The organism is Coleofasciculus sp. B1-GNL1-01 (assembly GCF_040220235.1).
In the GTDB taxonomy this organism is placed as follows: Bacteria; Cyanobacteriota; Cyanobacteriia; order Cyanobacteriales; family Coleofasciculaceae; genus Coleofasciculus.
This window is the reverse complement of sequence record NZ_JAVJTO010000157.1, coordinates 40689-53214: the sequence shown is the minus strand read 5'-3', so window position 1 is coordinate 53214 and position 12526 is coordinate 40689. Positions and strand designations below refer to the sequence as shown.

General features: G+C 45.2%; 11 protein-coding genes. 3 read left to right on the top strand and 8 right to left on the bottom strand.

The features are described 5' to 3' along the window. Positions 1–2: 2 nt before the first annotated feature. The 3 genes from RID53_RS33935 to RID53_RS33925 form a co-directional block, all read right to left on the bottom strand. Positions 3–227 (bottom strand): hypothetical protein, encoded by a 225-nt coding sequence (locus RID53_RS33935; protein ID WP_446392285.1) that lies wholly within the window; start codon positions 225–227, stop codon positions 3–5. Next, complete coding sequence (locus tag RID53_RS33930) at positions 224–1987, bottom strand: S8 family peptidase (RefSeq protein WP_446392284.1); 1764 nt, start codon at positions 1985–1987, stop codon at positions 224–226. The genes RID53_RS33935 and RID53_RS33930 overlap by 4 nt, the downstream gene beginning before the upstream one ends. Positions 1988–2376: 389 nt before the next feature. Further along, entirely contained in the window at positions 2377–2982 is a 606-nt protein-coding gene (locus RID53_RS33925; protein WP_446392283.1) for an HD-GYP domain-containing protein, read from the bottom strand. A 201-nt stretch (positions 2983–3183) separates the two neighbouring features. Between RID53_RS33925 and RID53_RS33920 the strand changes: the two genes are divergently transcribed. Beyond that, a complete protein-coding gene (locus tag RID53_RS33920) occupies positions 3184–3975 on the top strand; it encodes a YdcF family protein (protein WP_446392282.1) in 792 nt (263 codons plus the stop codon). Positions 3976–4473: 498 nt separating this feature from the next. On the opposite strand, the gene RID53_RS33915 is transcribed toward RID53_RS33920, so the two are convergent. Beyond that, positions 4474–5703, bottom strand: coding sequence for an ATP-binding protein (locus RID53_RS33915; RefSeq protein WP_446392281.1), 1230 nt, complete (start codon positions 5701–5703; stop codon positions 4474–4476). A gap of 5 nt (positions 5704–5708) precedes the next feature. After that, entirely contained in the window at positions 5709–6149 is a 441-nt protein-coding gene (locus RID53_RS33910; protein ID WP_006101218.1) for a response regulator, read from the bottom strand. 26 nt (positions 6150–6175) lie between these two features. On the opposite strand from RID53_RS33910, the gene RID53_RS33905 reads away from it, so the two are divergent. Beyond that, on the top strand, positions 6176–6382 hold the full coding sequence (locus RID53_RS33905) for a hypothetical protein (protein WP_446392280.1): 207 nt from the start codon (positions 6176–6178) through the stop codon (positions 6380–6382). 74 nt (positions 6383–6456) lie between these two features. On the opposite strand, the gene RID53_RS33900 is transcribed toward RID53_RS33905, so the two are convergent. From RID53_RS33900 to RID53_RS33890, 3 genes are all read right to left on the bottom strand, one after another. After that, positions 6457–8334, bottom strand: coding sequence for a sensor histidine kinase (locus tag RID53_RS33900; protein ID WP_446392279.1), 1878 nt, complete (start codon positions 8332–8334; stop codon positions 6457–6459). A 153-nt stretch (positions 8335–8487) separates the two neighbouring features. After that, on the bottom strand, positions 8488–10881 hold the full coding sequence (locus RID53_RS33895) for a PAS domain S-box protein (RefSeq protein ID WP_446392278.1): 2394 nt from the start codon (positions 10879–10881) through the stop codon (positions 8488–8490). 282 nt (positions 10882–11163) lie between these two features. Then, complete coding sequence (locus RID53_RS33890; protein ID WP_446392277.1) at positions 11164–11499, bottom strand: cupin domain-containing protein; 336 nt, start codon at positions 11497–11499, stop codon at positions 11164–11166. A gap of 286 nt (positions 11500–11785) precedes the next feature. Between RID53_RS33890 and RID53_RS33885 the strand changes: the two genes are divergently transcribed. Then, the gene (locus RID53_RS33885; protein WP_446392276.1) at positions 11786–12376 is read left to right on the top strand and encodes a DUF3122 domain-containing protein; all 591 of its coding nucleotides are present in this window, start codon (positions 11786–11788) and stop codon (positions 12374–12376) included. Positions 12377–12526 lie beyond the last annotated feature (150 nt).

Sequence of the window (12526 nt, the reverse complement as noted above, 5' to 3'; positions counted from 1 at the left end):
GTTCAATCCATCACTTCAAAGGACTGCACTTGTAGGACTGGACCAATCATTGCTGTGGTCATCACATCCTCTCGCACCTCTCCTTGCACCTTCACGTTCAGGTTAGATTGCTGTAACTCATCGGGGGCATCCTGAAGTTCATAGGTTTCTCCAGAATCGGCAACTAAAGCCCAAGCCCCCATGCCAATATCCTTGTGTTCGATTTTGCCCGTAACATTAATGCTCATGCAAATCTCCCCTCTTCTTTAGAGGCAAAATAGGCAAGTCCAAAGCAGAGGAGAGCATTCGCCATTAAGAATAGACGCGCCCCAATCCCACTTCCTAGCCACAGCAGACTAGGAGACATTACCACACTTACCGCCAAGCAACTGGCAACACCCAAGGCTGAACCAATTGCCACCCATTTCCATTGGGGATTTCCCAGGAACAATGCCACTAAAACAAAGGGAATCAGCACACTGGCAAAAATGGGATTTAATAAACTACTGCCTTGAACCGCAGTACCCAGTTCCGGAATCGAACTGCCCATGACTCGTAGGGGCCACTGGGGTAAGTCAAAGATATAGAAGCCGCGCAGGAAGAATAATCCCGAACTTCCAGCCACTAATCCTGTGGTCAAACTCCAGCCAAAGGACAAATAATTCCGTAAGAACCACGCCAAGAGGTAGGAACCCAGAACCATGAGAACTTTCGGCAACAGTGCAACTGCACCACCATCAATCCAGAACCGGAGATTCAGATAACCGTTATCGCGCAACCACCGGAAGAAATCACGGAAGGTAATTTGTCCCTTCGTCGCCAATTGCACTGCACCTCCAGCATCTAGTTGTCCCGCGCCAAAGTGGTTGAGGGGATCATCTTCAACCTGGCGACTGGATTGTTGGAGAACGGTGAAAATTTCATCGGGATCATTAATCCCACTCGCTTTCACCAAAGCTGCTACCCCAGCAACATGGGGGGCTGCCATACTGGTTCCCTGAAAGCCAGAAAACATGGCAGTTTTGGTTTTGGGATTAATGGTTTCTTGGACAATCTTACCCGCTTCACTACCACCAGGGGCAGAAATATCAACTCCTGCACCGTAGTTAGAATAGGGGGCTTTCACGCCAGCCGAATCCACCGCAGAAACACCGAGAACATGGGGATATCGGGCGGGATAGGAGGCGGAATTTTGGTTAGCATTCCCGGCGGCTGCAATAATCGCCACACCTTTGTTATAGGCATAGTCGATCGCTTCTTGCATCAGTTTACTTTCACCGCCACCGCCCAAGCTCATATTGATCACATCCGCGCCATTATCAGCGGCGAATTTAATCGCTTCGGCGATATCGGAAATCGTACCACCGCCACCCGCACTCAATACTTTTAAGGGCATGAGACTGGCTTCGTAGGCTACACCAGCCACCCCATAACTATTATTGGTAGATTGGGCAATGGTTCCAGCAACGTGAGTCCCGTGACCATTATCATCGAAGGCATCAACTCTATCGTTTACGAAGTCGTACCCTTCAACCAGTTTGGTATCTTTGAGATCAGGAACCGGACTAACCCCAGTGTCAATCACCGCTACCGTAATCCCACTTCCCCGCGTCTCATCCCAGGCGGCTTCCACATTAATGCTGCGAAGATTCCATTGCTGGCTATAGCTGGGGTCGTTGGGAACAAAAAACGTACTGTAGATGTAGTTGGGTTCAATATATTCAGTGTCTTTTGCCAGTTCTGACCGTTTGAGCTGACGCAGGACTTGTTTATCTCCCTCCAAAATGTAAATATTGTCAACGTCAGAGAATTCGCTATTGAGTCGCGGCGTCACACCGTATTTTTGTGCGATCGCGTCCACCTCAGCGCTAATCTCTGTGGCGGGAATATCTTCCCGGAAATCCAGTACAATTGAGCCAAATTCCCCCTGATTTGCCAACCCTTTAAAGTTGAACAGGGCAAAACCTAGCCCAATTACAAACAAACACAGTAACAAAAACTTTTTCATTGGCAACCATCCGTCTATCGTGCCAGTTTAACCTCTACGATAGCTTATTTGTTATTGGTCATTCGTCATTCATCATTTGTCAGGGAATAGGGAACAGGGAATGGGCAATAGGGAATGGGCAATAGGGAATAGGGAATAGGGAATAGGGAATAGGGTAATGGGCTATAGAAATTGTGTCCCCCATCTTCCCCTGCTCCCCCTGCTTCCCCTGCTCCCCCTGCTCCCCCTGCTCCCCTTGCTCCCCCTGCTCCCCCTGCTTCCCCTGCTCCCCCTGCTCCCCCTGCTTCCCCTGCTCCCCCTGCTCCCCCTGCTCCCCCTGCTCCCCCTGCTCCCCCTGCTCCCCCTGCTCCCCCTGCTCCCCCCGCTCCCTCAGCTCCCCAATCTTCCCATCACCCGCCGCCTTGGTAGAACAGCTCCAGAAATCGGAAAAACTTCTCACATAAGTTGGGATCGCGTGCGCCTGCTTCCATCTCCTTGGTAATCTCCTCTATGGCTTGCATCCAGTAGGGGCGATCGCTTGAGGGTTCATTCCGGGTGCGATGGAGTCGCTTACTGATAATGGCATCGGCGATATTGACAAGCTGGAAAACTTGGACAATAAACGGAATTTCATCACCCTTGAGTCCTTTAGGATAGCCGGTGCCATTGAGTCGTTCTTGATGAGACAAGACAAGAGGGACAAATTCTTTCAACCCCGGAAGCTGCTTGCAGATCAAAGCAGACACTTCGGGATACTCGCGAATTTTTACCCAATCCTGTTCACTTAAGGAACCGGGATTGAGTAAAATCGAGTCGGGAATGCTGAGTTTGCCTAAGCCATGACAGTAACTCAGGAAAACAAGCTGGCGCAGTTGGGTTTTGCTTAATTTCAGCCATCGCCCAAAATGTAAGCACATCGTTCGCAGACGATAGCAGCGTAAACCAGCCGTGACGTTTCGAGCCAGCTGGATTTGTTCAAGAAAATTTAAGATATCGGCGTCGCCGGGGCGAAGCATTCCACTTCAGAATGAGTTTAGGTTACTTTTATTGTTGCATTTTTGTTGAGGTTAGTTATCCCCACCTCAATTAACGCTTTTAGACACAGACCAGTCAGTTGGGTTAGGAGGAGGACTGTGTAGCTCTTTATACAGTAGAGGGGTTGATTGCTACATCCTTAACCTTACCATAAGGCTGGATAGATTTAATTTTACTACTGTATGTTTTTATTTCTCTCAAAGCTACTTCCCTTATTTGTGTATCCATTAGGACTCGCTTGCATACTCATGGTTGTGGCGTTAGTCTTGTCCTGGAAACGCCCCCGTTTGGTTCCTATCCCTGTCGCCTTAGGATTGATCATCTTGTTAGTCGCTAGCAATGGTTGGGTTGCCAATAGCATGGTTCAATCCCTAGAGTGGCAGCATATTCCGCCAACCGAGTTACCCCAGGCGGAAGCGATCGTGATTTTGGGTGGGGCGACGCGATCTGCCATTCCGCCGCGCCCTGCACCAGATTTAAATGAAGCAGGCGATCGCGTTTTCTACGGGGCGCAGCTTTATCAGCAAGGGAAAGCCCCTGTGATTATTGCCTCTGGGGGACGGATTGAGTGGCGGGGTGGGGGTTCTCCGGAATCAGCGGATATGGCTGCAATCTTGGAAATGATTGGCGTTCCTCCCTCAGCAATTTTACAAGATCCGGCGTCTCTGAACACTCACCAAAATGCGGTCAATGTGCGAAGAATTTTACAGCAGGAAGGGATAAAAAAGGTATTATTAGTTACTTCTGCCATGCATACACCCCGCGCCCTGCGGGTTTTTCAACGTCAGGGGATTGAGGCGATTCCAGCACCGACTGATTTTTTGGTCACTCAACAAGAACTGAATGAACCGAATAGTAGTCTAGCGGCTATTTTATTGAATGGTTTGCCAGATGTTCAAAATTTAGATATGACGACCCGGGCGATTAAGGAATATATTGGTACAGCCGTTTATTGGCTACGAGGATGGTTATAAGCTGTTCGGCATTTAAACCTTAATATCAATAAGGGCGCAATCCTTGCCGTAGTGCGAGCATCTTGCTCGCTAGATTGAGCATCTTGCTCGCTAGATTAAGCATCTTGCTCGCTAGATTAAGCATCTTGCTCGCTAGATTGAGCACCTTGCTCGCTAGATTGAGCATCTTGCTCGCTACTAATACCCAATTTAAATGCATGACAGCTTAGTGTCAAAGGATTCAAGAAGGCAGAGAGTAGAGGGGCGGAGGGCAGAAGGCAGAAGGCAGAAGAGAAGGAGGAAGATTATAATAGCGAAATCTTTGTAGTGCGTTTAGCGAAGCCATGCCGCAGGCTTTGCATCTTGCTCACTACTAATACCCAATTTAAATGAATGACAGCTTAAGAATGCATAAATCCAGAAGCCCCGATAAGTGAAGGGCGGGTTTTGCTCTTCACTTATCGGTGAGAAGCTTACCTGAGTGCCTAAACCCGCCCCTACAATATGACTTATTATTTATTACTTAATTAAAGGTAATTTTACCGTAAAGGTTGTACCAACACCGACCTCGCTTTTTACTGTTATCTCACCCTGGTGTAACTCAACACATTTTTTAACAATTGATAATCCTAACCCGGTTCCGGCAATCGTTCCCACATTCCCGGCACGACTAAAAGATTCAAATAACTTTGATTGGTCGGCTTGGGGAATACCAATCCCCTGATCCTGTACCTGAAATACAACCTGCTTGTCTTTACAGGTTAACGTTAGCATAATTTTACCCCCCTGCGGTGAATACTTAATCGCATTCGAGAGCAAGTTAGTAATCATTTGTCGTAGTAATTTAGGATCGAAATTAGCGCACTCACAACTCCCGTGATGCGTAAAAATTAGCTGATGTTTCTCATCAACGGTAATTTGTAATCCTTCAACGATTTCCTCAAAAAAGCCAACCAGGTAGATAAGTTCTGGGTTGAACTCGACTTTCTCAAGTTCTGCCTTATTAATAAACAGCACATCTTCCACTAAAGCGGTTAGATGTTTAACGGAGATCTGAATCCGCTGAAAATGTTTGCGCTGCTTCTGTTCATCCAATTTGTGGAGATACCGTTCCAGAATTTCGGCAGATGAGTTTATCGTAGTTAATGGCGTGCGGTATTCATGAGAAACGGTAGATATAATCCGAGATTTGAAATGACTGAGTTCTTGTTCTTGAGCCAGCGCTAGACGCAACTGAGATTCTAAGGTTCGTAATTGATCATTGGCGTGTTGGAGTTCGCTTGTCCGTTCAGCGACGCGATGTTCGAGTTGTTCATTTGCCTGTTGTAATTGTTTCTCTTTTTGATTGAGTAATTGGATAATTTTAGACCGTTCAATGGCATAGCGAATAGAACGCACTAATAAATTACTGTCAAAATCACCCTTAACTAAATAATCTTGCGCTCCTTTCTGAACCGCAATCGTCGCTAGCGATTCATCCTCTAATCCGCTGAGAATCACAATGGGAATAGTGGGAAATTGATTGTACACCTGCTCAACAGTTTCCAATCCGAAACTGTCGGGTAATGACAAATCCAATAAGATAACATCATAAGCATCTTGCTCCCTCGGCTGTAGTACCTCTTGCAAACAGCGATGGTGAGTAATTTGGAACGGAGTTGACTTGATCAAATCGAGGAATTCTGTGATTAAATCAGCATCACCGAGGTCATCTTCAATGAGTAAGACTCGGATAGGAGCAGTGTACATGGTAATTATTTGGGTGGAAGTTTGACAACGGTAAACCAGAAGTTTTCGATGGATTCGACAATTTTGATAAAGTCCTGCATACCCAGAGGTTTTGATACATAGCAGTTCGCACCCAAGTTATAGGACTTAAGAATATCGTCCTCAGCATCGGACGTGGTTAAAACCACCACAGGGATGCGTTTAAAGTAGTTGTCACCTTTAATATCTTGGAGTACCTCACGCCCATCTCGACGGGGTAGATTGAGATCCAGGAGAATTAAGTCGGGCGAGATAGCCTGAGTATATTTGCCTTCTTGTCGTAAGTAAGCCAGCGCCTCAACTCCATCCCTGACACTATTGAGGTTAATCTGTAATTTGGCATCTTCTAGGGCTTCTTCAATTAAGTCAATATCCCCCGGATCATCTTCAACTAGGAGAATTTCAATCGCTTTAGTTACTGGGTTCATCAAGCAGGTCATAACATACAGTGTTTGTGGATAATTTTCGCACTATTCCCATTTATTACATAATTCCCCAAATCTGGGGAAAACTAACGTTGTTTGTCATTGGTCATTGGTCATTGGTCATTGGTCATTGGTCATTGGTCATTGGTCATTGGTCATTGGTCATTGGTCATTCGTCATTGGTCATTCGTCATTGGTCATTCGTCATTCGTCATTCGTCAGGCTATAGGCTATAGGCTATAGGCTATAGAATAAGTAAGGTAAAGTTTTGTAGTTAACTTCCCCAGCTTCCCCAGCTCCCCCATCTCTTCTACACGGCGGGTAGTGTAAAGTAAAACGTGCTACCTTGTCCTAACTCTGATTCTACCCAGATTTGTCCGCCGTGACGTTCGACTATTTTTTTGCAGACGGCGAGTCCAATCCCTGTCCCTGGATACTCTTCCCGGTAATGGAGGCGCTGGAAAATGACAAAGATGCGATCGCGATACTGGGATTCCATTCCGATACCATTATCCTGAACCGCAATCTGCCAAAATTGACCCTCTCGCGTCGCCGTGATGTGGATGCGAGGCGGCTGTTGGGTACGGAATTTAATCCCATTGGTAATCAGGTTTTGCAGCAGTTGCGCCATTTGGGTGGGATTGGCGTTCACTTTGGGTAACGAGTCAGTGGTAATTATTGCCTTATTTTCTTTAATCAAAGGACTTAAATCTGCCAGGGTTTTCTTAAGAATGTGTCCCAAATCCGTGGGTTCGGGAATCAGTTCCGGTTTACTTACCCGTGAATAAGTTAACAAGTCGCTAATCAGGCTTTGCATTCTCTGTGTTGCATCAGTAATATAGGCGATATATTTATCGGCGCGTTCGTCAAGTTTACCTCGGTAACGTTTCACTAACAAATCACTATAACTCCTAATTTTTCGCAGCGGTTCTCGTAAATCATGGGAGGCGACATAAGCAAACTGTTCTAAGTCTTGATTAGAACGGGCTAAATCTGCGATCGCGGCTTTGAGTTCTTGTCTGGCTTGTTTGCGTTCGGTAATATCTCGACATAAGGCTAAGATGCGACAACCTTCGTCGGTGTCGATAACTTTAGCATTAATTTCAATCGGAATAATTGTACCATTGGCATGACAATAATCAGTCTCTAAATTTTGCACTGATCGTTCCACTAACGCCTTTTGTATTTCCGCCACATTGCGTTCTAAATCATAAGGCGCTATCCAATTGAGAACAGGTTGACCCAGAATATCGGACATATTACTCTGTCCAGTAACGCGAACATATTCCTGATTGGCATCTAACACTATACCCTGTTGATCCAATACCACATAACCCGTCTGCGTGGTATCAATTAATGCCCGATATTTTGCCTCACTTTGCTGTAAGGCTTCTTCAGCGCGTTTGCGATCCGTGATATCACTAATTGAACCCGCCATTCGCGTTGGTTTACCCGTTTCATCCCAAATTGCTTGCGCCCTAGCGTAAATCCAGCAATAGTCCCCAGATTTTTGGCGGAGGCGATATTCTATGGCATAAGGAACGTGATTCTCTAAGTGATCTTGCATCGCATTCATGACGCGATCGCGATCGTCGGGGTGGACTCTAGATTCCCAGAAATTATAATAATTTTCGCCTTCTTGTTCTTCATAACCCAAGATCTGTTTAAGTCGAGGCGAGTAATAAACCTCCTGTGTCAAAACATTCCAATCCCATAATCCATCGCCTGACCCCCTAACTGCCAAAATAAATCGCTCTTGTGTTTCCCGTAACGATGCTTCTATTTGCTCTCGCTGGGCAATTTGAGCAGCTAACTCATCGTTAATTTGCTTCAGTTTGGCGGGACTGGGTAACGTTAATGCTTGCGGGAGCATCGGGATTATTGCCAAAGCTGTGTAGATAGAAATAAGGGCGGTTATGGCTTTAATCAATCCCGATACCCAATAGATAGGATGCCAGAGTGTTACAATCCCCATTAAATGAGTCGTACCGCAGCTAATAATAAAGGCACTAAATAACCAAAATACGCCTTTAAAGGGTACATCCTGCCGCTTTTGGATAAAGTACAGCAGCGTAACCGGAATTGAATAATAGGCTAGGGCAATCAAACCATCCGCAATAACATGCAATCCAACTAAATTTGTTTGCCAAAGATAACAATGTCCGTGGGGAATATACATAATGGTCATTTGTCATTTGTCATTTGTCATTTGTCATTTGTCATTTGTCATTTGTCATTTGTCATTTGTCATTTGTCATTTGTCATTTGTCATTTGTCATTTGTCATTTGTCCTTCGTTTTCTCCCCCATCTTCCCCATCTCCCTCATCTCCCTCATCTCCCCTACACAACAGGTAGAGTAAAGTAAAATGTACTTCCCTGACCAAATTCTGACTCAACCCAAATTTTTCCGCCGTGACGTTCCACTATTTTTTGACAAATAGCTAACCCAATCCCTGTCCCTGGATACTCTTCCCGATAATGTAGGCGTTGAAAAATGGCAAAAATGCGATCGCTATAGTTCGGATCAATGCCAATTCCATTATCTTGAATGGAAATCTGCCAAAAATTATCCTGACAGTCAGCCTTAATATCAATTCGTGGCGGCTGTTCGCGGCAAAATTTAATCGCATTGGCAATTAAATTCTGTAATACTTGCCCAATTTGTAAGGGATTTGCTTGCACAATGGGCAGCAGCGTGGTATTTATAATTGCGTGATTTTCTTCAATCGCTGGACTTAAATCCATTAACGTCTGCTGAAGAATTTCACCTAAATCAGTTGGTTCTAAAACCAGTTCATTGCGACTGACTCGTGAATAGGTCAATAAATCTGTAATTAACGCCTGCATCCGGATAACGCTATCGGTAATGTAGTTGATATATTTATCCGCTCGTTCATCCAATTGACCCTGATAACGTTTCACCAATAAATCACTATAACTCCTAATTTTTCGTAGGGGTTCTCGCAAATCGTGGGAGGCGACGTAGGCAAATTGTTCTAATTCTTGGTTAGAACGCTGAAGCTGTTGATTCAGTTGCTGGAGTTGTTCCTCACTGTGCTTACGTTCTGTCTGATCCTGCACCAGAGACAGAATAGAAACGACAGCGTTTGATTCATCAAACAAGACCGAGTTATACCACTGGCAATATACCATATTGCCATCCTTAGTTAAATTCCGGTTTTCAATAATCTCAGGTGGCGATTCTGGATTCAATAGGTTTAAAGCTTTTTGATGGACAAATTCCAGGTCATCTGGATAAACAAACTGCCAATCCGTCAACCGTTTGCCCAGAACATCTTCTCCCTTCCAGCCAAACATAAACTCGGCTTGTTTTGACCAACGCTGAACCCGAAACTGACTATCCCACTCTATCACTCCCAGAGGGGAATTTTCGACATGAAACCGTAATTGATGATGGGCATTCTCCAACTCAACCGTTCGCTGTTTTACCCGCTGTTCTAAGTCTTCATTGGTTTGACGCAGGGCATCCTCAACCCGTTTATAGTCAGTAATATCTTCTGCGATACCGAGAACCAGTTTCGGTAATTCTTCAACTGTTCTAGAAAAAACCGTTTCTCGACTCCGCAGCCAGCGCCATTCTCCATTGGCATGTTTCATCCGATACTCAAGCGTGAGATGATCATTCTCGGTAAGCGTCGTCAAGTGCTTTTGATGTTCTATAATGTGAGGAATATCCTCTGGATGTACCAGATGAGACATAAAATCTGTACCGATATCTTGAATGTCTTGGGGTGTATACCCTAACAGTTCAACCGTAGAACGATTGGCATAAACATTGCGTTGTTCTATTACATCATAGAGGTACAAGATACCAGGAACTGTATCCGCAATGCGTTGACTAAAGTGCTGACTGTCGCGCAAGGATTGTTCGGCTTGTTTCCGGAGACTAATATCACTACCAATCCCCAAAAATCCGACAATTTGGTTATCGGAGTTATATAAAGCGGTAATCGAGAGTAAAACTGGAAAGAGACTCCTATCGTGGCGAATATAAGTCCATTCTCGTTCATCAATTTCTCCCCAACGAGCTTTGGCAACAAATGTCTCAAATCCAGGTTGAATCAGAGTACCAAGTTCTTTGCAAAGTTCGCGCGATCGCTCTACCATTTCTTCAGGGTCATGAAATAGAGCGGGTGTGGTTTTACCCACAACGTCTGACGCCGAATAACCGAGCCATTTCTCAGCCGCTCGATTAAAGGTGGAAATCGTACCATCAACGGTAGTGGAGATAATCGTATAATTGGCACTATCTAAAATCGCTTGATTTAAAGTAGCCAATTCCCGCAGCGCCTTTTCTGCCTGTTTACGCTCTGTGATATCCTGACCTGTAGCAATTACATATTCTACAGCCCCCTGTTCATTCAAACAAACCGTATCCATCCACGCAATCCAGCGCCAGTCTCCATCCCGCGTCACCCAGCAGCTTTCACAGGGTTGGGGGAAATTATCGGGGATTAAGTTATCAAAAATGGCTTGAATTGAGGCTACATCTTCCGGTAAGATTAATAAATCCCAAGCATATTTACCTTGAACTTCCTGGCACAAATAACCCGTTAACTGTTCACAGGCGTGATTGAAATAAACAATTCGTCCTTGAGCATCGAGGATAACAATTAACGCACCGATTAAATCCAACATCGCTGCGGTTAACTCGCGTTGTTCCTTGAGGGCGTTAAGCGGAAGGGATTCGGGGGTGGGTAATGGTTGACTCATGAACATCCTTGGGCAAAAGCGGGATTAGCGTGACGGCTATACTAAAGTATTCCCGTTTCGCTTAGGGGATGTATCATATTGGGGTTAATTGGGGATTGGGGACATAGATTGGACTTTGGACAAAAAGATGAATGTCACGCTCATTAAGGCTGGTGGGCTCTTGCGAAGTCGAAACCCACCCTACAGTAAGTATATCAAGGGTTTTAGCGATCCAAAAAGGCAATTTTTCAGCGCCATTGATATAAAGATAATGATACGCGATCGCACCCCTGCATTTCCACACTAATCATTTTTCCATAGCGTTAACAGAAACGCCAGATTTTGTTCCGCCTTTAAAGCATGGGGCGCATTCGCCTCCATTGAAATAAAAACGCCTGGTTCCAATTCAATCTCCTTACCCTCCAAAGTAAAGATTCCCTTTCCTTCAATCACATTAATCGTAGCGTTACGAGGTGACGTATGTTCAGAAATGCTCGTGTCCGCCGCCAGACAGAACAACGTGTGGTCACACTGGTCATCTTTATGGATAACTTTACTCACCACACCTCCTTCAGGATATTCTATGCGATCGCGCAATTGCAATGAAAACGATGATTGGCTGGGAATTTGACTGGTCATGATGAATTTCTCCTATGGCACAATTTAAATAAGATATCCCATATTAGCGAGAATAAAGGGCGACCCGATAAAATTTAATGAATTTGAATTGTTAATTTAGGTGAGCAGGTCACCCCGACACATCTATCCTTGGTATTATTGATATTTGTTTCTGGCGGGGGTAACGAATGGGCGAAGCCTTCTGGGGAAATATACAAACATCCTTGAGTTAGCTTGATATCGAGTACTTATGGTTAATCCTATTCAGCAATGCTTTTCTTGGCTTCTAACGCTTGGTAGATTCCTCATGATATTACTCCTATTCCAAGCCACATTCCTGACTCCGCCAGCCATCGCTGTACTGCGACAACACCAAGACGCGCCGGGAATCATGCGCTATCACTCCCAGGAGTCGTTGAAAGATAAATCAGGACGAACTTGGCAGGTAGTTCTATTCAAAAAAATCATACCAGGTCAACCAACGCGCCTGAATCTGCGGTTAGTCGGCTTTCCGGGTATGGCTGAGTTTACCCATCCCCAATTCCTGGAAATTGCCACAGCAGGGGGTAAACTGCTCACCGCCCCTGATGTATTTGCCCAAGCCGCGCCTGCGCCTAATGTTGGTCAGTACGATGTTACCGATGTTTTTGCCAAATTACAAGCGGATGAATCCCTGACCCTTTCCATACCCCTCAATCATGGACAACCCCTCTCCTTAACTATTCCCAAATCTTTAGTTATCGAGTGGCAATTATTGATCACAGAAATCGAGACAGATCCCCCTGACTTTTCACGTCATCTAGAAAAATCGATATCAAACCTAATCCCCCAGCCCCCTTCCCTTTTAGATCCCCCTCTTCCCTTCAAAAGGGGGAGAGTTCAAAGCCTCTCTCCTTGAAGGAGAGAGGTTTGGAGAGAGGTTTTTCAGATCCCGACCAAAAGTAAGACAGATCCCCGACTTCTTCAAGAAGTCGGGGATCTTGCTTAAGGCTATACTTCATCAACCACCAAATCTGCTGTAAGTAGAATGTTCTGTAGTCGATTAACA